General features: G+C 69.8%; 21 protein-coding genes. 7 read left to right on the top strand and 14 right to left on the bottom strand.

Annotation, left to right across the window (positions count from 1 at the left end; genetic code table 11):
* Positions 1–10 precede the first annotated feature (10 nt).
* Positions 11–544 (bottom strand): FHA domain-containing protein, encoded by a 534-nt coding sequence (locus FMP39_RS07470; protein WP_141589280.1) that lies wholly within the window; start codon positions 542–544, stop codon positions 11–13.
* Positions 545–742: 198 nt separating this feature from the next.
* Here FMP39_RS07470 and FMP39_RS07465 point away from each other — a divergent pair, with 198 nt between their 5' ends.
* Positions 743–2788, top strand: coding sequence for a hypothetical protein (locus FMP39_RS07465; protein ID WP_141589279.1), 2046 nt, complete (start codon positions 743–745; stop codon positions 2786–2788).
* Positions 2789–2854: 66 nt separating this feature from the next.
* On the opposite strand, the gene FMP39_RS07460 is transcribed toward FMP39_RS07465, so the two are convergent.
* The 3 genes from FMP39_RS07460 to FMP39_RS07450 form a co-directional block, all read right to left on the bottom strand.
* Positions 2855–4498, bottom strand: a complete 1644-nt coding sequence (locus tag FMP39_RS07460; RefSeq protein WP_141589278.1) for a long-chain fatty acid--CoA ligase — start codon at positions 4496–4498, stop codon at positions 2855–2857.
* A 91-nt stretch (positions 4499–4589) separates the two neighbouring features.
* Positions 4590–5627: a 6-phosphofructokinase gene (locus FMP39_RS07455; protein WP_141589277.1), complete on the bottom strand. Its 1038-nt coding sequence runs from the start codon at positions 5625–5627 to the stop codon at positions 4590–4592.
* A gap of 80 nt (positions 5628–5707) precedes the next feature.
* Positions 5708–7135 (bottom strand): amidase, encoded by a 1428-nt coding sequence (locus FMP39_RS07450; protein WP_141589276.1) that lies wholly within the window; start codon positions 7133–7135, stop codon positions 5708–5710.
* A gap of 67 nt (positions 7136–7202) precedes the next feature.
* On the opposite strand from FMP39_RS07450, the gene FMP39_RS07445 reads away from it, so the two are divergent.
* A complete protein-coding gene (locus tag FMP39_RS07445; RefSeq protein ID WP_141589275.1) occupies positions 7203–7931 on the top strand; it encodes a glucosamine-6-phosphate deaminase in 729 nt (242 codons plus the stop codon).
* A gap of 15 nt (positions 7932–7946) precedes the next feature.
* Here the strand turns inward: FMP39_RS07445 and FMP39_RS07440 are convergent, their stop codons facing one another.
* Both FMP39_RS07440 and FMP39_RS07435 read right to left on the bottom strand, forming a co-directional pair.
* Positions 7947–8684, bottom strand: coding sequence for a lytic transglycosylase domain-containing protein (locus tag FMP39_RS07440; protein WP_141589274.1), 738 nt, complete (start codon positions 8682–8684; stop codon positions 7947–7949).
* 10 nt (positions 8685–8694) lie between these two features.
* Positions 8695–9423, bottom strand: a complete 729-nt coding sequence (locus tag FMP39_RS07435; RefSeq protein WP_141589273.1) for a TetR/AcrR family transcriptional regulator — start codon at positions 9421–9423, stop codon at positions 8695–8697.
* Between the two features lie 98 nt (positions 9424–9521).
* On the opposite strand from FMP39_RS07435, the gene FMP39_RS07430 reads away from it, so the two are divergent.
* Complete coding sequence (locus FMP39_RS07430; RefSeq protein ID WP_090488593.1) at positions 9522–10082, top strand: sterol desaturase family protein; 561 nt, start codon at positions 9522–9524, stop codon at positions 10080–10082.
* Positions 10083–10093: 11 nt separating this feature from the next.
* On the opposite strand, the gene FMP39_RS07425 is transcribed toward FMP39_RS07430, so the two are convergent.
* The 3 genes from FMP39_RS07425 to FMP39_RS07415 form a co-directional block, all read right to left on the bottom strand.
* A complete protein-coding gene (locus tag FMP39_RS07425) occupies positions 10094–10639 on the bottom strand; it encodes a hypothetical protein (protein ID WP_090488595.1) in 546 nt (181 codons plus the stop codon).
* Positions 10640–10657: 18 nt separating this feature from the next.
* Positions 10658–11284, bottom strand: a complete 627-nt coding sequence (locus FMP39_RS07420) for a hypothetical protein (protein ID WP_141589272.1) — start codon at positions 11282–11284, stop codon at positions 10658–10660.
* 141 nt (positions 11285–11425) lie between these two features.
* Positions 11426–12811 (bottom strand): M28 family metallopeptidase, encoded by a 1386-nt coding sequence (locus tag FMP39_RS07415; protein WP_141589271.1) that lies wholly within the window; start codon positions 12809–12811, stop codon positions 11426–11428.
* A 233-nt stretch (positions 12812–13044) separates the two neighbouring features.
* On the opposite strand from FMP39_RS07415, the gene FMP39_RS07410 reads away from it, so the two are divergent.
* The 3 genes from FMP39_RS07410 (at position 13045) to FMP39_RS07400 (ending at position 15471) form a co-directional block, all read left to right on the top strand.
* A complete protein-coding gene (locus tag FMP39_RS07410) occupies positions 13045–13740 on the top strand; it encodes a carboxypeptidase-like regulatory domain-containing protein (protein ID WP_228557756.1) in 696 nt (231 codons plus the stop codon).
* 1 nt (position 13741) lies between these two features.
* Positions 13742–14266 carry a hypothetical protein gene (locus FMP39_RS07405; protein WP_228557755.1) on the top strand — a complete coding sequence of 175 codons (525 nt, stop codon included), beginning with the start codon at positions 13742–13744 and terminating at the stop codon, positions 14264–14266.
* A 113-nt stretch (positions 14267–14379) separates the two neighbouring features.
* Positions 14380–15471, top strand: a complete 1092-nt coding sequence (locus FMP39_RS07400) for a hypothetical protein (protein ID WP_141589270.1) — start codon at positions 14380–14382, stop codon at positions 15469–15471.
* Positions 15472–15481: 10 nt separating this feature from the next.
* Here FMP39_RS07400 and FMP39_RS07395 read toward each other — a convergent pair whose 3' ends face one another.
* The 4 genes from FMP39_RS07395 to FMP39_RS07380 form a co-directional block, all read right to left on the bottom strand.
* The gene (locus FMP39_RS07395) at positions 15482–15940 is read right to left on the bottom strand and encodes an STAS/SEC14 domain-containing protein (protein WP_186817749.1); all 459 of its coding nucleotides are present in this window, start codon (positions 15938–15940) and stop codon (positions 15482–15484) included.
* A gap of 130 nt (positions 15941–16070) precedes the next feature.
* Positions 16071–17408, bottom strand: coding sequence for a carboxypeptidase regulatory-like domain-containing protein (locus FMP39_RS07390; RefSeq protein ID WP_141589269.1), 1338 nt, complete (start codon positions 17406–17408; stop codon positions 16071–16073).
* Between the two features lie 269 nt (positions 17409–17677).
* Positions 17678–19471 carry a hypothetical protein gene (locus FMP39_RS07385; protein ID WP_228557754.1) on the bottom strand — a complete coding sequence of 598 codons (1794 nt, stop codon included), beginning with the start codon at positions 19469–19471 and terminating at the stop codon, positions 17678–17680.
* 30 nt (positions 19472–19501) lie between these two features.
* On the bottom strand, positions 19502–19870 hold the full coding sequence (locus FMP39_RS07380; RefSeq protein WP_228557753.1) for a hypothetical protein: 369 nt from the start codon (positions 19868–19870) through the stop codon (positions 19502–19504).
* Positions 19871–20022: 152 nt separating this feature from the next.
* Here FMP39_RS07380 and FMP39_RS07375 point away from each other — a divergent pair, with 152 nt between their 5' ends.
* Positions 20023–21429, top strand: coding sequence for an FAD-binding oxidoreductase (locus tag FMP39_RS07375; protein ID WP_141589266.1), 1407 nt, complete (start codon positions 20023–20025; stop codon positions 21427–21429).
* Between the two features lie 12 nt (positions 21430–21441).
* On the opposite strand, the gene serA is transcribed toward FMP39_RS07375, so the two are convergent.
* Positions 21442–22695, bottom strand: coding sequence for a phosphoglycerate dehydrogenase (gene serA / locus FMP39_RS07370; protein WP_141252669.1), 1254 nt, complete (start codon positions 22693–22695; stop codon positions 21442–21444).
* Positions 22696–22762 lie beyond the last annotated feature (67 nt).

Below are 22762 nucleotides of genomic sequence, written 5' to 3'. Positions count from 1 at the left end.
CCCCGGCCCCTCAGCCCCGGCTGGGACTGGCCATCCGCAGGTGGGCGTGGAGCGTCTCCGTGCGCAGGTAGAGGAACTGGGCATCGCCAAACGCCAGGGCGTCGCCGTCGTTGAGCATCCGGTCCTGGTCCGGCCCCAGCGAGGAGGCGTTGACCCAGGTGCCATTCATGGAACCCTGGTCGCGCACCGAGCAGTCACCGGCCTGGGCGTGCCACCGCAGTGTCGCGTGGTGCTTGGACACGGACGGGTCGGGTACCACCAGGGAGCAGCCTTCGATGCGGCCCACGGAGAACTCCTCTCCCTCCGCCTCCGGCCTGAGGAAGTGGACCTCCAGGGCATCGAACCCGCGCAGCATGACGAACAGCCGGTCCACGAGCCGTGTCCGGTGGGCCATGCCCACGGTGCGTGCCTCGCCGAGCCGCATGGCCACCTGTTGGAAGACGGGCTCGGGAGGTTGTTGGACCAGCACGACGCGGCCGGATGCTTCGAGGAAGGCCTCCAGGGTTGCCAGAGCGAACGGGCGCAGTTGCTTGACGGACGGCATGGTGCTCGCACCATAGACCGCGTTGCGCGAAGTTGGCGCTGGAGCGCGTCCATTCCCCATGGAGTGTCCACCGCCGGTCGGGAGCCGTGCCGTCCCTCCGCGCCATGACGCGCGCGACCTTTCTTGGGGGAAATGCGTCCGCTTTCATCGCGCCGGGGCAACTGAACCCCTTCCGCGAAGCCCTCCAGGAGCGACGACATGATGATGCGGATGAAGCGGTATGGCGCTGGACTGTTGACGGCGTGGTTGCTGGCGGTGGCTCCCGCCTGCGGCGACTCGGATGAAGGCGCGCCACCGGACGCGGGATTGCCCGACGCGGGCGACAGTGGGAGCCCGGATGCGGGAGACAGCGGCACGCCCGATGCGGGTGAGGAGCTGCCTCCGCTGATGGTGCCCGCGGGCTGCAACCCGTTGGCCTCCGAGCATGACTGCCTCCTGCCATACCCCTCCGACTACTTCCTCGAGGAGGATGCGGCGCTGCCGTCCGGCCACCGGGTGCGGCTCTCCGAAGCGGCGAAGTTGAAGGCACCGGACGGCGCCGCGTTCGACTTCACGGACCTCCACCCGGCGGACGGCTATTCCCATGGCACGCAGGTGCTCGCGCTCTTTCCGGACGGTGTGGATGACGCGCGCCTGCCGTCGGTGACGAGCCCCACCGCCGCGACGAATGGGAACACGGTGTTCCTTGACGCGGAGCGCGGCGAGGGCGTGCTCCACTTCGCGGAGCTGGACCCCAGGGCTCCGGACGACGCGCGCCGCGCCTTGCTGTTGCGGCCCGTGGTGCGGCTGCGCAACACGGCCCGCTACATCATCGCGCTGCGCGGGCTGACGGCGAAGGACGGCACGCCCGTGCCGGTGCCTGAGGGCTTCCGGCGCATCCGGGATGGCCAGACGGCGGGAGACCCGCTGCTGGCGCCCCTGGCCGCCAGATACGAAGCGGACGTCTTCCCGGCGCTGGAGGCCGCGGGTGTGCCGCGCGCGGAGCTCCAGCTCGCGTGGGACTTCACCACCGAGTCGCAAGAGGGCGTCACGCAGGACATGCTCCAGGTGCGCCGCCTGGCGATGGAGGCGCTGGAGGCCACGCCCCCCGCCGTCACGGTGACGGAGGTGCGAGATGACGTGGACGCCAACGTCGCCCGGCGCATCACCGGCACCTTGCGCGTCCCGCTCTTCCTGGAGAGCGACCAGCCCGGTGCGCTGCTCGCCCGTGACGAGGAAGGCCGTGCGCGTCGCAATGGCGACGCGGAGGTGCCTTTCACGCTCCAGATTCCTCGCAGCGTCTGGGGACAGTCCGTGGCGCCGGTGCGCTTGCTCCAGTATGGCCACGGCTTCTTCGGCCGGCAGGCGGAGGCGGATGGTTCCTTCGTCCGGCCCTTCATCCAGGCCACGCGGATGGTGGTGCTGACGGTGGACTGGTGGGGCATGTCGCAGGCGGACGCGCCGGGCGTGCTCCAGGCGATGGCGGGCAACCCTGGCCAGACGCTGCGCTTCACCGACCGCGTCCACCAAGGCATGGTGAATCAGCTCGCCGTGACGTACGCGGCCCGGACGACCTTGGGGGCGCTGACCGAGCTGCAGGACGACGGCGTGCGCGTCTTTGACCCGGAGCAGACGTACTTCTACGGCATCAGCCAGGGCCACATCCTGGGCGGCACGTACGTCGCGCTGTCGCCGCACGTCTCACGCGCCGTGTTCAGCGTGGGCGGGGCGGACTTCTCGCTGATGATGTTCCGCGCCCGGCCCTTCGGCATGTTCCTGGAGGCGATTGCCCAGACGGTGCCGGACGCGCTCGACCAGCAGAAGTTCGCGGCGCTGACGCAGACGTCCTTCGACCGCATCGACCCGCTCACCTATGCGCCGCACGTGCTTGGCGACCTGTATCCCGGAGCGCCCGCGTCGCGCCGGGTGCTGGTGCAGTACGGCCTGGGGGATGCGCAGGTTCCCAACGTGGCCACCGAGCTGCATGCCCGCGCCATGGGATTGACGCAGCAACTGCCCGCCACCTGGCGCGTGCCCATGCTGCCCGCGGCAGAGGGACCGGTGGAGGGCTCGGCGCTGGTGCAGTTCGACTTCGGGCTACCGCCGCCGCTGCCCGGCACCGTGGCGGACCTGCCGGCCGCCGACAATGCCGTTCACGAAGGCGTGCGCCGGGACGACGATGGACGGGAGCAGGTGGACCGGTTCCTGTGGCCAGACGGACAGGTGGAGGTCACCTGCGACGGCATCTGCCTGGGTGGCAACTAGCGCAGGGCCAGAAGTGACCTCCGCGCGTCAGAGGCGGACGCGTGGAGGTCACTGCCTCGTCGCGGTCTACGTCGCCGCGTCCGCCTTCAGATTCTTGAGCAGGTGGTCGCCGTAGTCCTCGCGCAGCTTCGTCTTGAGGAACTTGCCGGTGGACGTCCGCGGCACCTGCGGGACGAAGACATAGTCATCCGGCAGCCACATCTTCGCGAACTGGCCCGCCAGGTGCGCGGTCAGCTCCTCCTTCGTGACCTGCTGCCCCTCCTTCAGTGCCACGGCGGCCAGCGGGCGCTCATCCCACTTCGGATGTTTCCCAGCGAAGACGGCCGCCTCCAGCACCGCCGGGTGCGCCATCAGCGCGTTCTCCAGCGCCACGGAGGAGATCCACTCACCGCCCGACTTGATGACGTCCTTGCTCCGGTCGCAGATGCGCACGTACCCGTGCGAGTCGATGGTCACCACGTCGCCCGTCTTGAACCAGCCGTCCTTCGTGAAGCGGTCCGCGCCCTCGTCGCTGAAGTAGGACGACGCGACCCAGGGCCCACGGACCTCCAGTTCGCCCATCGTCTCCCCATCCCAGGGCAGCAGCGTGCCGTCGTCGCTGGCGACGCGTGTCTCCACGAACGGCAGCGCGAACCCCTGGGACGCCCGCGCCGAGGACTTCGTCTCTGGCGCCGCCTGCCGCAGCGGTCCCTTGACCTTCGCCATCGTTCCGACGGGGCTCATCTCCGTCATGCCCCACGCGTGGACCACCTCCAGTCCATGCCGCTGCTGGAAGCCCTCAATCAGCGACGGAGGCGCCGCCGAGCCACCAATCAGCATCGACCGCATGCTGCTCAGGTCCCACTTGTTCGGCGACTGGTCCAGCAGCGCCAGGATTCCAATCCAGATGGTGGGCACGCCGCCCGCCAGGGTGACCTTCTCCGCTGCCATCAAGTCCAGCAGGGAGGGCGGGTCCAGGTGCGGCCCGGGAAGCACCAGCTTCGCGCCGGTGAGGACGGCGTCGAAGGCCAGGCCCCACGCGGCGGCGTGGAACATGGGCACCACCGGCATCACCGCGTCCGCCTCGCGCATGCCCGTCACGTCCGTCATGCAACACGCCAGGGCGTGCAGCACGGTGGAGCGGTGGCTGTAGAGCACGCCCTTTGGATTGCCCGTGGTGCCCGACGTGTAGCAGAGCATCGACGCGGAGTTCTCATCGAGCTGGGGAAATTCGAAGTCCGGGGACTCGGCTGCCAGCAGTGCTTCGTAGTCGAGCGTCCCCTCCGGTGCGGGGCCCGCGTCCGGCACCACGATGACGTGGCGGATGCTGGGCACCGCGTCCTTGAACTTCTCGAACAGCGGGAGCAGCGAACGGTCCACCACCACCACGGAGTCTTCCGCGTGCCGCGCGATGTAGCCCAGGTCATTGGGGTGCAGGCGCAGGTTGAGCGTGTGCACCACCGCGCCCATGCACGGCACGCCGTAATACACCTCCAGGTGCCGGTAGTGATTCCAGCTCAGCGTGGCCACCCGGTCCCCCGCCTTCACGCCCAGCCGCGTCAGCGCGTTGGCCAACTGGCACGTGCGCGCGTAGAAGTCCGCGTACGTGTAGCGGTGCAGCGACTTGTCCGGGTTGCGGCTGACGATTTCCGAGCGTGGGTAGAACGTCCGTGCACGCTCCATCAAGTGGCTCAGCGTGAGCGGGAAATCCATCATGCGGCCTGGCAGCATCGGCACCCTTCCTTGTGACGGCGTGAGGAGGTGCCGATGCTAACGGAGCGCGGCCCCGTGCTTCATCCGCGCTCCGCGATGCTGCGTCGCGTCAGCCGAAGAAGACCTGGGCGACTTCGAAGAACTCCTGCGGGACGCGCTTGAGCTCGCGGGTGGCGTCCGACAGGTCCACGCTGATGATGTCGTTGCCTCGCAGCGCGGCCATCTTCCCGAACTCGCCGCGAGCCACCATGTCGCAGGCGTGGACGCCGTAGCGGGTGGCGAGCACGCGGTCATGCGCGGTGGGGGCGCCGCCGCGCTGGATGTGGCCCAGCACGGACACGCGCGTCTCGAAGCCGGTGCGCCGCTCGATTTCGTGCGCCAGGATGGTGCCCACGCCACCGAGCCGGGGCCTGCCTGCCTCGTCCAGCGCTCCGCTGGTGACGAGCTGCTCCTGCTGGTCCGCGGACAGCTTGATGCGCGTGCCCTCCGCCACCACGACGATGGAGAAGGTGCGTCCGCCCGCGTGGCGGCGCTGGATGTGCTCGGCCACCTTCGCCAGGTCGGCGGGAATCTCCGGCACCAGGATGACGTCCGCGCCGCCAGCGATGCCCGCGTAGGTGGCAATCCAGCCTACGTGACGGCCCATCACCTCGCAGACGATGACGCGCTTGTGCGACTCCGCGGTGGAGTGCAGCCGGTCAATGGCCTCGGTGGCGATGGCGACGGCCGTGTCGAAGCCGAAGGTGAAGTCCGTGGCGTTGATGTCGTTGTCGATGGTCTTCGGCACACCGACGATGCGCAGCCCTTCCTGCGACATGCGCGTGGCGGCCGACAGCGTGCCTTCACCACCAATGGCGATGACGGCGTGGATGCCGTTGCGTTCGATGGCGCGCTTGACGCGCTCCAGCCCGTTTTCGACCTTGAACGGGTTGACGCGCGAGGTGCCGAGGATGGTGCCGCCCCGGTGGAGGATTCCGGACGTGGTTTCACGCGTGAGGCGGAAGTGGTTGTCCTCCAACAACCCCTTCCAGCCATCTCGGAGGCCCATCATCTCGAAGCCGTGGGCGTTGGCGCGGCGGACGACGGCGCGGATGACGGCGTTCAGGCCGGGGCAGTCGCCCCCGCCGGTGAGCACGGCGACTTTCATGGAGAAACGTTCTATCGCGCCCGGCGCCAGACGCGATGTCCAAGTTCGCCCGAGCGCTCACCCGGGGACCTTCCAACCATCTATCCGAACACCGGTGGACGACGCTGGGCCCAGGGGCGGGCAGCCTCCAACTGGGCGGCGAGCCGGAACAGGGTGGCTTCATCTCCAAAGCGCCCCATGAACTGAACGCCCACGGGCAGGCCGTCCGGGCTCCAGTGGAGCGGCATGCTCATGGCGGGCAGCCCCGTGGTGTTGGCCATCGGGCAGAGGGAGGCGAAGGCGCCCGCGCGGAGCAGCGGGGCCAGGGGCTCGCCCGGTGGCGAGGAGAACGTGCCCAGCGGCGGCGCGAGCTCGTTGAGGGTGGGCATCAGCCAGACGTCCACGTCGTCGAAGTGATGGAGCGCGGCGTGGCTGTGACGCTGCAATTCCGCGCTGGCGCGCAGATAGGCGGACAGGCCCTGGTCCAGGCCATATTGGTAGAGGGCCCAGGTGAAGGGCTCGAAGTGCAAAGCCTCCGGACTGCGTCCCAGGCGCTCGGCCATCGCGTCGATGCTGAAGACGACGCCCGCGGTCCACACGGTGATGAAGTGCTGGCCCACCGCGTCATCACCGGGCACCTCCAGGCTGCCCTCGTCCACGTGGTGGCCCAGGTCCTCCAGCAGCCGGGCCGCGGAGTGGATGGCGGCCAGGCACTCCGGGTGGAGCGCGGCGCCCATGGGGTTTCGTACGGCCACGCGGATGCGCAGGCGGCCCGGGGGCGTGTTGACCTCCTGGGTATAGGGCCGGGCCTTGGCTGGGGCCTGGTACGGCGTCCCCGCGTCCGCGCCGCAGGTGACGTCGAGCAGCGCCGCGCTGTCTCGCACGGAGCGGGTGAGGGCGTGTTCGGTGACGAGCCAGTGGACGGCGTCCGCGATGTCGCCGCCCATGGGGTTACGGCCCCGGGTGGGCTTGAGGCCGAAGAGGCCACATGCGGCGGCGGGGATGCGGATGGAGCCGCCGCTGTCCGTCGCGTGGGCGAAGGGCACCATGCCGCTGGCCACCGCCGCCGCCGCGCCGCCGCTGGACCCGCCCGGAGAGCGCGAGGTGTCCCAGGGGTTGCGGCAGGGCCCGTGCAGCTCGCCCTCCGTGGTGGGGAGCAGCCCCATCTCCGGCGTGTTCGATTTGCCCAGCACCACCAGGCCGCTGCGTCGGTGGCGCTTCACCAGCTCGCTGTCCTGGTCTGGAACGTAGTCCTTCCCGAAGCGCGAGCCGTGAGTGAGCGGGTGACCCTCCTGGGCCGTGAGCAGGTCCTGGAGCAGGAAGGGGACGCCGGTGAAGGGGCCCGGAGGCAGCGTTCCCCGGGCTCGCTCGCGCGCCTGGTCGAATTGCGTCTGGACGACTGCGTTGAGCGTCGGGTTGAGGCGCTCGATGCGGGCAATGGCCGCATCCACGAGCTCGAGCGGCGTGGCCTCCCGGCGCCGGACGAGCTCCGCCTGTGCCGTCGCGTCGAGACTGACAAAGGGGTCCATGTCCCTGACTCTGTCATGATTCACGCGGCCTGGAAGCGCACCCGGTGCATGCCTATGTTTCGGACCCATGCGCATCCGCGTCTTCGATTCCGAGCGGGAGGCCGCCGCCACGTGCGCCCAGCGAATCGCCCGAGCGGTGACGGCACGCCCCTCCCTGGTGCTGGGGCTCCCCACGGGGCGTACGCCGCTCAACGTGTACCGGGAGCTGGTGGAATTGTTCACACGCGGCGGTTTGGATTGGGCCCAGGTCCGCACCTTCAACCTGGATGAGTTTCTGGGTGTGTCGGCGGACGACGCGGGCAGCTTCCGCGCCTACATGGAGCGGCACCTCTTCCAGCACGTCAACCTGTCGCCCGCGAACATCCATTTCCTGGATGGCGCGGTGGAGGACGCGGAGGCGGAGTGCGCGCGCTACGAGGCCCGGCTGGCCGAAGCGGGCGGACTGGACCTGGTGCTGCTGGGGCTCGGTTCGAACGGGCACCTGGCCTTCAACGAGCCGGCGGACGGACTGCGCGCGCGGTGTCACCGGACGCGGCTGAGCCGTCAGACGCGCGAGGCCAACCTCATGCTCTTCGGGGATGACCCGTCGCGTGTGCCGATGGAGGCGCTCACGCTGGGCATGGCCAGCATCCTCCAGGCACGGCAGGCGCTGCTGCTGGCTTTTGGTGAGGCCAAGGCGGAGGCGGTGCGCGGCATGGTGAAGGGCCCCGTGTCCCCCCGCTGTCCCGCCTCCTTCCTCCAGCTCCACCCGGACGTCGAGGTGTGGCTGGACCCTGCGGCGGCTCGCGCGCTGTAGGCTGCTGCGCTCGCCTCAGCTCCGGCCATTCTCCGCGGGCGCGCCGGGCTTCTTCGGCTCCTTCGCCGCGGACGCCGGTGCCTTTGAGCGAGCCGGAGCCACCGGCTTCGGCTTCGGCTTCGCTACAGGCTTCACCGCGGGCGGAGCCTTCCTCGGCGGAGGCGGGCGCGTCAGCTCCCACGCCGCGAGCACCTTGGGCACGTAGAACTCCGTCTCGCCATTGCGCGGCACGCGGCCATTCACGGAGCCTGGGCCCGCGTTGTACGCGGCCACCGCGAGCCGCACGTCACCGAAGCGCCGCAACTGCTGGGCCAGATAGCGCGCGCTGCCGTCAATCGCCGGCTCCGGGTCGAACGGGTCCTTCACGCCCAGCATGGCCGCGGTGCCGGGCATCAACTGTCCGGGCCCCATGGCTCCCGCCGGGGAGATGCGGTGCACGCGCGTCTCCGACTCCACCTGCACCAGCGCGCGCAGCAGCCCCGCGGGAAGGCGGTGCCGGCGCTCGGCCGCGTCGATGACGGGCTCCAGGGGCGCGTGTCCCTCCACCAGGCACGACGGCCGGTGCGCCAGATACGCGCGCAGCGCACCCGCCTTGGCCTCCAGGAACGAGAAGGACAGCGGAGACACGAAGCTGTTGCCGAACCAGGCCACCGCGACGTTGAGCAGCACCACCGGCGCGAGCACACACGGCAACCACCACGCCCACCCGGGCACCGTCATCCCCTCACGCCGTGCCGCCCGCTTGCGTCCCACCCCTCCACCCTTAGGGGCGCTTGGGGCCTCCGTCCAACTTCCGGCGCCCAGGGCGGACCTCCGGGGGAAGGCGCAGCCCGTCCAACACCAGCGTGGTGAGCGCGTCCGGAAGCTCCAGCGGATTGCCGATGTCCTCCTCGCTCAGCACCGCCAGCAGCAGCCGCTCCACGGCGCCCACCACCGCCAGTCCGCTCACCGCCGGACGGATGGGGCGCAGCAGCCCGCTGGTGTGCGCCTTCTGCGTGATGTCCACCGCGTGACGCGCCACCTGTCGCGCCAGCTCCGCCACCTTCGTCCGCGCCCCCACGGCGGGCCCCCGGGACTCCTGGAGGTACAGCCGCACCACGCCCGGGTACTGGAGGAGCGCGCTCGCAATCACCGCCGCCACCGCGCGGTACGCGTCGAACATGGCCTCCACGTTGCGCGCCTCCGCCAGGGAGTGGCCGCACGTCTCCAGCCCGGCCAGCAGCTCGCGGCGCACCGGCTCCAGCAGGCTGTCCACCAGCGCCGCCTTGTCGTCGAAGTACCGGTAGAACGTCCCCTTGGCCACCCCGGCCGCCTGGGTGATGTCGTCGATGGTGACGCCATCCAGGCCCCGCGCCAGGAACAGCTTCAGCGCGGCGTCCTCCAGTGACTGCTCTCGCTCTCGGCGGTGGGCCTCGCGGCGGCCCCCGGGCCGTGCGGGCGGCTTGCCCGTCTCCTGGGCGCCATCCGCCCGCGTGCCATCCCGGCTCGCCATTGCCGTGCGCTCCAGTCCATTGCGCGGTAGAAAAAGAGTGACCAAATAGTCATTTATGGGAAGCGAAGCGCCGGCCGGGCGCTTCGCCGGAGGCGACGATGATCGGCATCCCCCTGGGCTGGGTTTACTCCAATTTTGGTGAATGGGTCCTTCACAGGTCCGTCCTGCACGGCCTGGGGAAGAACCGGAAGAGCTTCTGGAGCTTCCACTGGCACGAGCACCACCAGAAGTCGCGGCGCCACGACATGGTGGATGACCAGTACATGCGCTCGCTGTGGAGCTGGTCGGCGCAGACCAAGGAGCTGATGGGGCTGGCGGTGCTGGCGCTGGCCCACGCGCCGCTGTTGCCGGTGGCGCCCTTCTTCGTGGGGACGGTGTGGGCCTGCGCGGCGAACTACTACTTCGTCCACCGGCGCGCGCACCTGGACCCGAAGTGGGCGCGTGAGCACCTGCCGTGGCACTACGACCACCACATGGGCAAGGACCAGAACGCGAACTGGTGCGTGACGCACCCGTTCTTCGACCTGGTCATGGGCACGCGGCGCGAGTTCCTCAACGTGCAACCTCCCGCATCCAAGCAGCCCGCGCCCGTCGAACAGCCCGTGCCCGCGCCCGTGGAGGCCCGGAAGCGCGCGGCGGCGGCTTCCGGGCTCCGGTAGCGGCGGGCGGCCTAGAACACCAGGTCGAAGTAGTTGGCGTGCGCCTTCACGCCCGCGCAGGCGCGCAGCGAGGCGGTCCAGTCCTCGGAAGGCAGCGTGCCCCGGGCGTCGAAGATGAACTCGAGCTCGGGCTGCCGGGCCAGGTCCATCAGGTCCACCGGGCCGGTGCTGGTGAGCTGGAGGGTGCGCGTGGGCGCGGTGCTGGTGCGCGTGTACTCACCGATGACGTGGGTGTCGTTGGAGCCCGGCAGGCGCACGGAGACGTTGGCGCGCTCCACGCCGCTCAGGTCCGTGTCGGCCGTCACCTCGAAGAGGCGCAACCGAAGTTCGGTTTCGATGTCCGTGTCCTCGGGCAGCGGGTCGGAGAAGTCACCCAGCGGGAAGGTGATGCTCCGCTCCACGTTGACGGTGAGCGGCAGCGCCGCGGGGAAGGACAGGTCGCGCTCCGTCTTGCAGATCTCCTCGGCCTCGGCCTCGATGAAGAAGAGGGATTCACAGCCGGTGGCGAGCATCGCGATGCTGGAGAGGAGCAGGATGCGGAAGGAAGTCGTTCGCATGGTTGAAAAGCTCCTGGCTCAGAAGAAGTAGAGGATGAAGCCCAGCTTCACGGAGGGCATGGTGGCGCGCACGGAGAGGTTCCTCGCGGTGACGTCCGGGTCATCCGTGGCGTCCTGGAGCAGGGCGCTCGCGTCGTCCACGCCCAGGTCCACGTAGCTGAGGCCCAGGTGCAGGAAGAAGTTGAAGCGGCTGGCCGCGCCCACCTCCAGGCCCACGCTGCCGGTGACGTAGTTGTACGTCACGTCGCGAATGGCCGCGCTGGCCCGGCTCGGCGTCGCGCCCAGCCAGTCCACCACGTCGTTGTAGTCCGAGCCGAAGTAGTGCCCCGCCTCCACGTTGAAGGACGGCGCCACGAAGGTCTGCATCGGCAGGATGCTCAATCCGCCGCGCAAGCCGAAGCTGAGCGTGTTGGTGGTGGGGCCCGCTTGCAAGCGCAGCCACGGCAGCGGCCGCAGCACCGCGGACAGGCCCACGCCGTGCGGCGCGCCCGCGTCCAGCATGAGGCCAAAGCGGTGAGGAGTATCCGACCCGTCGGCCAGGGCCGGTGTCGCGGCCCCCAGGCCCAGGGCGCACGTGAGCGCCGCGCCGTGCCGTCCCAGCAGGAATGTCCTTTGTCGTTTCGTCGAGGATGTCGCCATCGTCATGTCGTGTTCCAGCGTCTTCCGGCCCAGTGGCCATCATTCGCGCGACCGGGCGGAAAAAGAAGCGACGTCAGGAAAAATGACGGCGGGAAGAGGCCGCTTCGGCGCTGGTATCCGACATTGGCGGTCAGGGCCGCCGGTATTTCAGGGCTCTGTCGTCCGATTGGCGGCGAGCCCGATGACGTTGACCATCAAATCCTTGATGCGGCGTGGCTTCTCTCCGCCGTTGTCGCGGAGGATGAGGTCGATGTCGTCGTCGGCCCGGTGGTACTCGGGGATGAGGTCTCCGCCGCCGTTGGGGTTGGACAGGCCCTCGAACATGAAGAGGACGTCCTCGCCCTTGCGCCCGAAGGACGCACCGTCCTGCCGGTCGCGGAACACGTTGATGTCCCGGTTGATGCGGTCGAACGGGTCATCGAGCTTCGCGTTCGCCTGGTCCAGCACTTCCCGGAAGTAGTTGGGCTGTCCGCGCGAGTTGGTGTCCACCACCGACAGGCGCTGGTCATCCCAGCGGCCCACCATGTCCACGTTGATGACGCCGGCAATCTCCTCCATGCCGAGCCCCGGAATCGGGTGGTCCACGAAGTACTGCGAGCCCACCAGGCCCTTCTCCTCGGCGCCCGTCCACAGCAAGAGCACGGAGCGGTCCAGCTCGCCTCGCCTGGCCGCCTCCGCCAGCTCCGGCACCGCCGCCATCAGCACCGCGCTGCCGGAGGCGTTGTCGTCCGCGCCGTTGAGGACGTTGCCGCGCCGGTCCACGCCGTCGTGGTCCAGGTGGGCCATCACCACGATGACCTCGTCCTTGTTCGGCCCGGAGCCCGGCAGCAGCGCCATGGTGTTCACCGCCTGTCCGGACGCGGAGGCCAGCTGGCGCAGCTCCTCCACGCTTCGCTGCGCCCCCTCGCGCGGCGGGGCCAGGGGCAGGCCGCGTGCGTTCATCGACTTCTCGTACTGCTGGTTGAGCAGCGCGAGCGTCTCCTTGGGCATGTTGTCGTCGAGGTAGAAGCCGCCCTCGAACAGCGCGTGTCCGTAGGTGCTCGGCGTGTGGGCGTGCTCGCCCGACTCGCCGCGCACCCCGGGCCGGCTCGCGAACGAGTACACGTCGAAGCGCTGCTCGAAGGGGTTCTCCGGGTTGTTCGTGTTGGGGCCGACGAGGCCGTACTTCTGCACGTGCTGCTGCACGTACAGCGACGCGGCATCCAGACCGGCTGACGGGCTGTCGCGGCCCTGGAGCTCGTCCGAGGACAGGTACGCGATGTGCGTCATCGGGTCCGAGTCCACAGCGACGCTGTCCACCTCCGGCTCCGGCGCGGGGGCCGGCTCCACCGGCGCGGTGGGCGGCGGCGTGGGCACGGTGCACACGAGCGGCCGGGGCGCGCGGGCCGATGACTCGAAGCGGTCCGCGTTCCAACCGGGAGGCGCGCTGGCGGGCTTCGCCGGGGGCTCGGAGGCCCGGGTGTCCTTCGCCACGGCGGCGCGCGACGGAAGTGAGGGGAGAGGACGCGGGCTGTCGCTGACTTTCGTGGCCATGATGGAGGAATCCCGGTGCGCGTGGGGGTGGCGCGTCTTGGAATTATCCGTCCCAGCCGTCCGAGAGTTGTGTGCCTTCTTTTTCCCTGCGATTGCCGGGGGTTGTTGAAGGCCGGACGTCGCTCCGCCCCGCCGGTCAATACCTGCACCTGGAAGCCGGTGACACGTTGCAAGTCCGGAAAGCACCGGGCTGCGAGTGGCCCGGGTCGACCGGCCCAGGACGGGGGGTCCGGATGATCGACGAAGTCGATCAACGTTTGAAGGCGTGGGTGGGCCGCATTGCCGGTGATGTCCCGGTGTTCCTGGGCGTGCCGGACCGCGAATCGCTCGAGCGAGGCGTCTGTCTGTACCTGCTGGAGCTGGGGCCCGCGCCTCCGGTCCGGGGCGGGGGTGGGGGGCGCGCGTCGCTGCAGATTTCGGTCTGCTACGTCATCACCGCGGGGGCGGAGTCCCCGGAGCGAGCGCACCGGCTGCTGGGTGAGCTCGTCTTCGCGGCCATGGAGGAGGCGGACTTCGAGGTGGAGCTCACGCCGGTGCCCACCACGGTGTGGGCCGGGCTGAGGACCGCGCCGCGTCCCTGCTTCCGCCTGCGCGTCCCGGTGCGGCGGGAGCGCGCGATGCCCGTCATCCACCGGGTGCTCTTTTCCGCCACGCCCCAGGCCACGCCGACGCCCGCGGAAGCGCTGCTGGGCTGTGTCGTCGGCCCGGGGGACGTGCCGATTCCGGGCGCGCTCGTCGAACTGCCCACGTTGAAGCTCACCACGCGCACGGATGCCAAGGGCTGCTTCCGTTTTCCCAGCGTGCCTCCCGTGGCCACGCTGGGACGGCTGGAAGTGCGCGCCAGGGGTGAGCTGCTCGAGCTGGGCTCGGAGGTGCTTGCCGCCGAGCCCCAGCCGCTGCTCATCCGCCTGCCGTTGAAGGAGGAGTGACATGCCGCAAAGCCACCCGCCGTCTGTCACCTCCGAGGAGACGCCACGCGGCGCCGAGCGCGTTCCCGCGTCACCGGGTGCCACCGCGCCGAACCCGGCTCACGGGACGCTGGAGACGTCCTGGATTGATGAATGGGGCATGGCGCCCGAAGCGTCCTTCCCCGATGCGTGGGGCGCGCGGCTGAAGGCGTCCGTCGCTGGTGCGCCCGATGCGTGGAGCGTGGGCCCTGTGGCTTCCATTCCCGGTGTCTCCGAGGCGTGGGGCGCGGGGTTGGAGGAGACTGTCGCTGCCGCGCTCGACGCGTGGGACGCAGGGCGGGTGTCGATTGTCCCTGCTGCGCTTGCCGCGCGGAGCCCGGGGCCTGAGACGGCGGCGCCTGATGCGTGGGGCGTGGGGCCCGAGTTGCTCGCGGTGTATGCGCTGAGTCCGGCGGCGCGGGGCCTTCGAGCGGCCACGTCGGAGGCCTGGGAACGGAGCGAGCCTCCCCCCGTGGCCACCGCGGGGACGCGACGACGAGGCGAATGATGGAACGGACAGCCTTCCGCGACAGGCCGGGCGATGGGGGAACCGCCGGGCTTGAGGCGGGAGCGCTGGCCTGACTCGCTCAATGCCGCACGGTCCTCCAAGAGAGCAGGTCGATGTCTCGCGTCTTCGATGTCTCCGCAGTCACGGACACCCTTCGTCTGTCTCCCAGCGGGACGGGGGAGGCCGTCTTCCACGTCATCAACGCCTCGCGTGCCCCCGTGCGCGCGCGCCTCTCGGTGGTGCCTGACGCAGGCGCCCGGCGTGAGTGGCTCTTCATCGACGGAGATACCCAGCGCGACTTTCCTCCGACGGGCGCGCAGCGAATCCTCATCCGGCTCCGCGTGCCAGCGGGGACGCCACCGGGCCACTTCACCTTCCACCTGCGAGTGGAGGACTGCGACAGCCCCGACGAGCGGTTCGCGCAGGGGCCCGCTGTCACCGTCGAGGTGGTCTCCTCGCCGCCCGCCGCGAGGGCGTTCCCCATGAACTGGGCTGTCATGGCGGTGGCGACGTTCATCCTGCTGGGGACGGTGGCCTCCCTGCTCGCCGCGGGCAGGGCGCGGCAGCCCAGCCCCGGGGCGCCCTGTCCGGATGGGCATTGTGGCGGCGGGCTGACGTGCGCGAAGCAGTTCGATGGGGGCGTGTGCCTGGCCTCGCAAGGCCAGCCCTGTGAGGCGGGCTCCCAGTGCATCACCGGCTACTGTGAGCCCGGCGTGGGGTGCACGGTGCCGCTGGGAAAGGACTGCGCCTCCCCGGACGACTGCCCGGGCGCGCTGACGTGTGCGGACGTGCTGGGCTCGTCCGTCTGTCTCCTCAAGCCGGGAGAGTCCTGCGAGCACGACCGCGACTGCGCCAGTTTCTTCTGCAACGCGGAGCGCAAGTGCAACCGCGATGACGGACGCTGTGACAGCAACGCCGAATGTCATTCGCCCACGCAGTGTGGCGCGACGAAGCTGTGCCAGCTTCCAGATGGACAGCCGTGCATGCGGCACGAGGCCTGCCTCTCCGGTTACTGCTCGGAGACCTGCCAGATATCGCCGGAGTCCTTCCAGTGCGAGTCACCGTGCCCCGCGTACACCGCATGTGTGTCGGGAAGCTGCACCCCCGTGGACGGCAAGCTCCTCAACCAGAACATGCTGCTGACGGCGCCCCGAATCCTCAAGGGCATCCGGGAGCTGCGCATCCAGCAGGGCACCCAGCCGTAGCCGGTGCGTGTCACTGCAGTTCCGGCCGCACCGTCTTGCCGATGTCCACCAGCCGCCGCACCTGTTCCTCGCTCAAGCCCAGGTGCCGCGCGGCGCCCGGGACGTCCCCCGGAATGAAGGCGCGCATGGCCCGGGGACTGAACCAGTTGAAGAGCGTCACGACGCCGCGGACCAGTGGGGACTCGGTGAACACCGCCGTGGGCGGAATGACGTAGTCCTTGGGCACCTGGTTGAGCGCCTGTTGCCGCTGGGTGGCATTGGGCCCGGGCCCTTCGGCCAGGACGAGCTGCCCGGTGGCCGTGTCCTGGTGACGCGCGATGAGCTCGCAGTAGCGCGCCCAGTCGTCGGGGGCCGGTGGCTGCGCGTTGTGCGCCACCACCAACACCGTGCCGACATATGCCAGCCCCAACGTTCGGCTCCGCACCACATCCTGGATGTCGGGCGCGTCGAGCTGGACGGGAGCTGTCATCGCCGCGTCTCTCCGTTGGATTGCGAGCATGCCGGAGTGTTCCTCCGCATGACTCCATGTGCAACCTGTATTCCTTGGAATACTTGCCGCTCCGGCGCCCGAGGTGAGGCGCCGGAGGAGCGGCTTGGGTCTACCGGGCAGGGACGCGGAGGACCAGGCCCGGCGGAGGCAGTTTCCCGGCAGAGGTGGTGTCTCCCCAGGCCGCGATGGTGCCGTTGTGCCGGAGCGCCAGACTCTTGTTGAAGGCCTGGCCCGCGACGGCGGCGACATCCGTCAATCCCGCGGGGAGCGTCGTCTGGCCAAAGGCGCTGTTCCCCCAGGCGACGACGGTGCCGTTGGACCGGAGCGCCATGTAGTGGTGTTCGCCTGCCGCGACATCCACGACGTCGCTGAGGTCCGGGGTGAGCGCGAGGTCGTAGTACGCCGCGCCAAATCCCCAGACGGCCGCGGTCCCGTCCGCCCGCAGCGCCAGTGCGCTGCTGCTCGTGTTGGCGATGGCCACGACGTCATCCAGGCCCGCCGGGACGACGAGGAGGTCGAACACGTCCTGCCCCCAGACGGTGAGGGTGCCGTCCGCTTTGAGCGCCATGCCGTGGTACGCCCCCGCGGACACCGCGACCACGTCCTGAAGCCCTTCAGGGACATGCGTCTGCGGGTCGGTTTCCGCACCGATGGCCACGACCGTCCCATCTCGCTTGAGCGCGAGGACCAGGACTCCGTTCGCGCTGATGTCCACGACGTCCGACAGGCCCGCGGGCACCGGGACGGGGTCGGGGCCTCCCCACTTGACTACGGTTCCATCCGCCTGCAGGGCCACGGCGAAGGTCGTCCCCGCGCCCACGCTGACGACATCGGAAAGCCCCGCCGGCGTCGGAGTGACATCATTCAGGGAGTCGGCCGAGCCCCAGACGGTGACGGTGTTGTTCGGCAGGACGCCAATGCCCCAGTCGGCCGCATACGCGAGGGTCCGCTGTCGGAGCACTCGCAGCGACGCGGTAGCGGCGGGCTTCCAATCCAGGCCAGGCGTGACGACGACCTCCTGCTCGCCGGGCACAACGCTCCCTGGCACGCGCACCACCACCTCCGTGTCCGACCAGGACAGGTACTCCTCGGCGTCCACGCCGCCGATGGAGACGCGGGAGGTGCCACGCGTCTCGCCGAAGCCGGAGCCGGTGAGCTTCAGGTGGCCTCGCTGCACGGTGAGGGCGGGCGCCTCGAGCACCAGGGCTTCCTGGTGGCGGCTCAGCGACAGGTCGACCGACGTCGTCTGACCTGGCTGGACCTCCAGCGTGTCCCCGGCCCGCTGGTAGTGGTCCCGATGGGCCTCCACGGTGTGCGTTCCCGCGGGGACGTTGTCGAACGTGAAGCGGCCTTGCGCGTCCGTGGACACGCTGTCGCGCACGCCGGAGAGGATGACGGTGGTGCCCTCATGGTGGCTCTCCCCTTCGAGGAGGGCCTGCCCTGTCACGCGGCCGAGCTGTGTCCCTGAGTCGTGTGGCTGCGTGCCGGCGTCGGGCGTGGGGGTGGGACTGTCAGGGGTACAGGCGGAAAGGACCAGGAGGAGGGCCCAGAGCCATGAGGTTCTTGCGAGACGCATCATCGGATTTCCAGTGTGTGCGGGGGAGGCGCTCCTCGGGCGGGAGGAGTCCTTCGACGAGGAATAAAGCCTGTGGCAGCCACCTGTCGCCCACTGGGAATTGTTATTCAAAGTGCGTCTGGCGTTGCCAGCGTCTGCGTCTAGTCGAGGATGAGCTCCAACATCAGGTCGTCCTCGGGGTCCTCCTGGATGGACGCGTCCGAGTCGTCCACGTCGTATCCCTTGAGGGAGAAGCCCAGGGGCGTCTGTGCGCCGATGCAGGGAATCGTGCGGGGCGAGGTGCCTACGCCGTCGCCATCCATGTCGGGGTAGAGAACAACGTTCCGGTAGAGCGCGGCGTCCGTGTCATCGCAATCGTTACCCGTGGCCTGGGTGAAGTAGGGCTCGGGAAGTGACGCACCGGTGCACACGGTTCCTGCTTCGGGGTGGGTGTGCCCATCCGCGTCCCGGTCCACATGCGCGTAGGCTGCCTGTCGCCAGCGCGCCGCGTCTTCCGCCGCGCAGTCCGTCCCTTGGGCCGACCACGGCGCGGGCACCGTGCCATTCGTGCACAGCGCGACCGCGTCTCCCGCGCCCACGCCGTCCCCGTCTGCATCCGTCCAGGCCTGGACGGTGGTGTGGATGCTCTGGTCCGCGTCGTCGCAGTCATTCCCTCGTGGTGTGGTGGCATGGCCGGGCGGCAGCGCCATGCCCCAGCACACCGTGCCCACCTCCGGCGCGGTGAAGCTGTCACCGTCCGCATCCCGGTGCGAGTAGGCCAGGAGCCGCCAGAGGAGGGGGGCCGTGTCGTCGCAGTCAGTGTTCACCGCCGAGTACCCAGAGGGAATCTGCCGGCCCGCGCAGAAGGTCTGCCGCGTGCCCGTGCCGAAGCCGTCCCCGTCATCGTCGGAATACACGTGCCAGGTCACCATGGCGGTGGCATCGCGGTCGTCGCAGTCATGGCCGGTGGGCCACGGGGCATGGCCCGGAGGAAGCGCCGCGCCGCTGCAGGTCACGCCCTGTTCGGGCACCGTGTCGCCGTCACCGTCTGAGTCCCGGTGGGCATAGGAGCGCCACTGCCACCGCGTGGAGTCCTCCGGCGCGCAGTCAACGGAGTCCAGCGCGTAGCCGGGAGGCGCCGTGCGGCCCGTGCACCGCATGACGGGGTCACCACTGCCGAAGCCGTCTCCGTCCACATCCGCGTAGACGGTGCGGTCCTGCCACCATGCGGCGTTCGTGTCGTCGCAATCCAGGCCGCGCGCCTCCAGGGCGTAGCCGGCGGGCAATGTCATGCCGGAGCAGACCCGGCCTTCCTCGGGCACGGTGAAGCCGTCGCCGTCCGCGTCCCGGTGAGTGTAGTCGCGCCACGTCGAGCGCGCGCGGTCGTCGGGTGCGCAGTCGCCGTCGACCGCAGCGTAGCCCCGGGACAGGTCCCTGCCCGCGCAGTGGGAGATGGGCTCGCCGTTGCCGATGCCGTCGAAGTCCGCGTCCGGCCAGAGCTGGATGGATGCGGCGAAGCGGGGGGCGTTGTCGTCGCAGTCCGGCGTGCCGGGTTGCTCGCGGTAGCCCACGAGCGTGTCGCCCACGCAGCCCGTCACCGGGCCTTCCGCGGTCGCTCCGTCTCCGTCCTGGTCAGGATAGAGCCCGGCCCGCTCCCGCCAGCGGGTCGCGTCGCCCGGAGCGCAGTCGCCGCTTTGCTGGCTCCAGCCCTCGGGGAGGCGCTCGCCGGCGCAGACCTCGCGCATCGCGCCTGCGCCCACGCCGTCGCGGTCATCGTCCGCGGAGCCTTCCAGGAGCCGCCACCGGCTCGCATCGCCGGGCGCGCAGTCGGCCGCGTCCGAGACACCGTCCCCGTCCGCGTCCTCTTCCGTGGGGCCTGATTCCGGAGAACACCCCGCGAGGAGTCCCGCCACGGTCAGCGTCAACACCAGCCACGTCTTTCGGTTCGTCCCCATGGGCGCCGTTCGTGCCATCGACGTGCGGTGCTAGGGGACGCGGGTCAGGTTGCAGGCGAATTGGTTGTAACTGATGCTGCCTCCCGACGACGTGGTGAACAGGTAGGCGCCAGGTTTGCTCATGGCGAGCAGGGCCAGTCGGTCGCAGCGGTCGCGGTACGCCACCGCACTGTTCTGGGTGTTGTTTGGCGCCGAGAAGGTCAGCGTTCGGGGAGATTCTTCGCCTTGGAGCACGCCCGTTATCTCGATGGTGCCTTCGAGCCGGACGGTGTAGCTATCCACGGTCGTGAAGACGTATTCCCGGCCGTTTTCAGCCCGTTCCGCCACCGCGGTGGAGGCCGCGAACAGGGCCGCGAGCAGGGGAAGGGCCTGGATGCACCGGGACAGGGATTTCGGCATAAGGGGTTCCTCGCGGAGGGGCTGAAAACGGGCGGATTCCGCCATGGGCCCACGCCCTATACGCCCTCCCTTCGATTCCTTGGCGGATTCGGCGCCAACGCGCCCTGTGCTGCACCTTGTCACAGCCGTCTGGCTGCAATACGCCTAGAGGCATGTCCACCGCCGCGCTCCCCGCCGACTTCCTCCAGGCCATCACCGAGGGCTTCCCCGTAGATTTCCTCACCCGGGAGCCAGGCGAACTCCAGGAGTACGGCCGTGACTGGACGCGCGTCTACACGCCCGCCCCCGCCGCGGTAGCGCTTCCCCGGACGACGGACGAGGTCGCCCGGCTGCTGGCCCTGTGCCACCAGCATCACATCGCCGTGGTGCCCTCCGGCGGCCGTACCGGGCTGGCAGGCGGCGCGGTGGCGGCCCGGGGCGAACTGGTCCTGTCCCTCCAGCGCATGACGCGCATGGGGCCGGTGGACCTGCTCGGCAACACGGTGCGCGTGCAGGCGGGCGCGGTGACGGAGGCCGTCCACCACCACTGCGCGGAGCACGGCCTCACCTGGCCGGTGGACTTCGCCTCCAAGGGCTCCAGCACGGTGGGCGGCAACATCGCCACCAACGCGGGCGGGGTGAAGGTCATCCGCTACGGCCTCACGCGCCAGTGGGTGCTGGGGCTCCAGGTCGTCACCGCCCAGGGAGAAGTGCTGGAGCTCAATGGCGCGCTGGAGAAGAACAACACCGGCACCGACCTGCGCCAGCTCTTCATCGGCAGCGAGGGCACCCTGGGCGTCATCACCGAGGCCACCCTCAAGCTCACCCAGCTCCCCGGCAAGCAGGACGTGTTCCTCTTCGCGGTGCCGGACGTGGCGGCCGTGCTGCGGCTGTTCCGCGACGCGCGCCGGCAGAACGCCTTCAGCATCTCCGCCTACGAGTTCTTCACCGACCGGTGCATGGCGCGCCTGAGCCGCCACCGCAAGCTGCGCCCGCCCTTCGAGACGCCCAGCGAGTGCTACGTGCTGCTGGAGGCGGAGGCGAAGGACGCCGCGGCGGTGGAGGGCTGGCTGGGCTCGCTCTTCGAGCGCGAGCTGGTGACGGACGGCGTCCAGGCCCAGGGCGCGGCGCAGGCGGCCGAGCTGTGGGCGCTGCGCGAGGGCATCAGCGAGAGCCTCTCCGCCACCGGCCTGCCGCACAAGAACGACATCTCCCTGCCGGTGGCGGGGCTGGAGGCCTTCTGCGCGGAGCTGGAGGCCATCTTCAGCGCGCGCTACCCGGGCTGGGAAATCTGCCTCTTCGGGCACATCGGCGACGGCAACCTGCACGTCAACGTGATGAAGCCGGACGCCATGGACAAGGCGGAGTTCCTGGCCCACACGAAGCAGGCGGACCCCACCATGTTCGCGCTGGTGCAGAAGCACGGCGGAAGCATCTCCGCCGAGCACGGCGTCGGCCTGCTGAAGAAGGACTACCTGGGCTACTCACGCGCGCCGGCGGAGCTGGCCCTGCTGCGCACCCTCAAGCGGGCGCTGGACCCTCGAGGCATCCTCAACCCGGGCAAGGTCGTGGATGCCTGAGGGCGCCGGACATCAGGACAGGATGCGCGTCTTGATGTCCGTCTCCAGCCCGGCGATGGCCTCGCACACCGGGGTGGACACGTCCTGGTCCAGGTCCATCAGCAGGTAGCCGATGTTGGCGTCCGTGCTGAGCACCTGGGCGTGGATGTTGGCGTTGAGGTCGGAGACGATGCGGTTGATGTCGCGCAGCACGCCCGGGATGTTGCGGTGCACGTTGAGGATGCGGTGCGTGCCCGGGATGAGCGGCGCCTCGATGTGCGGGAAGTTGACCGCGCCCGTGCTGGCGCCCGCCTTGAAGTACTTCAGCAGGCTGGTGGCCACCTCCTTGCCGATGGAGGCCTGCGCCTCTTCCGTGGACCCGCCGATGTGCGGCGTGAGGACCACGTTGGGCAGGCCCTGGAGCGCGGTGACGAAGCCGTCCGAGTTGCTCTCCGGCTCCTCCGGGTAGACGTCCACCGCGGCGCCGCCCAGGTGCTTGGACTGGAGCGCCCGCGCCAGCGCGTCGATGTCCACCACCGTGCCGCGGCTGGCGTTGATGAGGCACGCGCCCTTCTTCATCTGGGCAATCTGCTCGGCGCCCATCATCATGTGCGTGGTGGGCAGCGCGGGCACGTGGAGGGTGACGAAGTCGGAAGCGCCGAGCAGCTCCTCCAGGGTGATGGCCGGCTGCGCGTTGCCCAGCGGCAGCCGGGTCATCACGTCGAAGTAGAGGACGCGCATGCCCAGTGCCTCGGCGATGACGCCCAGCTGCGAGCCGATGTGGCCATAGCCGATGATGCCCAGCGTCTTGCCGCGCACCTCATGGCTGCCGGTGGCCACCTTGCGCCACTGGCCCGCGTGGACCTCCCGGCTGCGGTCGAAGAGCTGCCGCGTCAGGACGATGATTTCCGCAATCACCATCTCCGCCACGCTGCGCGTGTTGCTGAAGGGCGCGTTGAAGACGGGGACGCCGTGCGTGTTGGCGGACGTCAGGTCCACCTGGTTGGTGCCGATGCAGAAGGCACCAATGGCCAGCAGGTTCTCCGCGTGCTCCAGCGCCGCGAGCGGCACCGTCGTCTTGCTGCGGATGCCCAGCAGGTGCACCCCCTTCAGCCGCTCCGCCAGCTCGTCCGGCTTGAGGGCGGACGAGACGCGCTCCACCTGGAAGCCCTCGGCGGCCAGCATCTCCCCCGCGGACGGGTGGATGTTCTCCAGCAGCAGGGCTCGGAAGGGGCCGTCACTGCTGATGGCGCGCGTCGGAGAGGGCGGGAACTGGGGAGTGCTCATGGCGCCTTGCGTTAGACCTGGGACTCGGGACTGTCAAGGGTGGGGTGGGGCTCGCTTGAGGTCCATG

The organism is Myxococcus sp. AB056 (assembly GCF_006547365.1).
GTDB classification, from domain to species: Bacteria; Myxococcota; Myxococcia; order Myxococcales; family Myxococcaceae; genus Myxococcus; species Myxococcus virescens.
This window is presented reverse-complemented; position numbering and strand designations above follow the sequence as displayed.

Excerpts from the sequence above, each read along its gene's own strand:
- FMP39_RS07415 (WP_141589271.1), bottom strand. The coding sequence starts at position 12,811 with ATGGCCACGAAAGTCAGCGACAGCCCGCGTCCTCTCCCCTCACTTCCG.
- FMP39_RS07420 (WP_141589272.1), bottom strand. The coding sequence starts at position 11,284 with ATGACGATGGCGACATCCTCGACGAAACGACAAAGGACATTCCTGCTG.
- FMP39_RS07425 (WP_090488595.1), bottom strand. The coding sequence starts at position 10,639 with ATGCGAACGACTTCCTTCCGCATCCTGCTCCTCTCCAGCATCGCGATG.
- FMP39_RS07435 (WP_141589273.1), bottom strand. The coding sequence starts at position 9,423 with ATGGCGAGCCGGGATGGCACGCGGGCGGATGGCGCCCAGGAGACGGGC.
- FMP39_RS07410 (WP_228557756.1), top strand. The coding sequence starts at position 13,045 with ATGATCGACGAAGTCGATCAACGTTTGAAGGCGTGGGTGGGCCGCATT.
- FMP39_RS07455 (WP_141589277.1), bottom strand. The coding sequence starts at position 5,627 with ATGAAAGTCGCCGTGCTCACCGGCGGGGGCGACTGCCCCGGCCTGAAC.
- FMP39_RS07380 (WP_228557753.1), bottom strand. The coding sequence starts at position 19,870 with ATGCCGAAATCCCTGTCCCGGTGCATCCAGGCCCTTCCCCTGCTCGCG.
- FMP39_RS07465 (WP_141589279.1), top strand. The coding sequence starts at position 743 with ATGATGATGCGGATGAAGCGGTATGGCGCTGGACTGTTGACGGCGTGG.
- FMP39_RS07450 (WP_141589276.1), bottom strand. The coding sequence starts at position 7,135 with ATGGACCCCTTTGTCAGTCTCGACGCGACGGCACAGGCGGAGCTCGTC.
- FMP39_RS07430 (WP_090488593.1), top strand. The coding sequence starts at position 9,522 with ATGATCGGCATCCCCCTGGGCTGGGTTTACTCCAATTTTGGTGAATGG.
- FMP39_RS07395 (WP_186817749.1), bottom strand. The coding sequence starts at position 15,940 with ATGACAGCTCCCGTCCAGCTCGACGCGCCCGACATCCAGGATGTGGTG.
- serA (WP_141252669.1), bottom strand. The coding sequence starts at position 22,695 with ATGAGCACTCCCCAGTTCCCGCCCTCTCCGACGCGCGCCATCAGCAGT.
- FMP39_RS07460 (WP_141589278.1), bottom strand. The coding sequence starts at position 4,498 with ATGCTGCCAGGCCGCATGATGGATTTCCCGCTCACGCTGAGCCACTTG.
- FMP39_RS07375 (WP_141589266.1), top strand. The coding sequence starts at position 20,023 with ATGTCCACCGCCGCGCTCCCCGCCGACTTCCTCCAGGCCATCACCGAG.
- FMP39_RS07470 (WP_141589280.1), bottom strand. The coding sequence starts at position 544 with ATGCCGTCCGTCAAGCAACTGCGCCCGTTCGCTCTGGCAACCCTGGAG.
- FMP39_RS07445 (WP_141589275.1), top strand. The coding sequence starts at position 7,203 with ATGCGCATCCGCGTCTTCGATTCCGAGCGGGAGGCCGCCGCCACGTGC.
- FMP39_RS07400 (WP_141589270.1), top strand. The coding sequence starts at position 14,380 with ATGTCTCGCGTCTTCGATGTCTCCGCAGTCACGGACACCCTTCGTCTG.
- FMP39_RS07385 (WP_228557754.1), bottom strand. The coding sequence starts at position 19,471 with ATGGGGACGAACCGAAAGACGTGGCTGGTGTTGACGCTGACCGTGGCG.
- FMP39_RS07405 (WP_228557755.1), top strand. The coding sequence starts at position 13,742 with ATGCCGCAAAGCCACCCGCCGTCTGTCACCTCCGAGGAGACGCCACGC.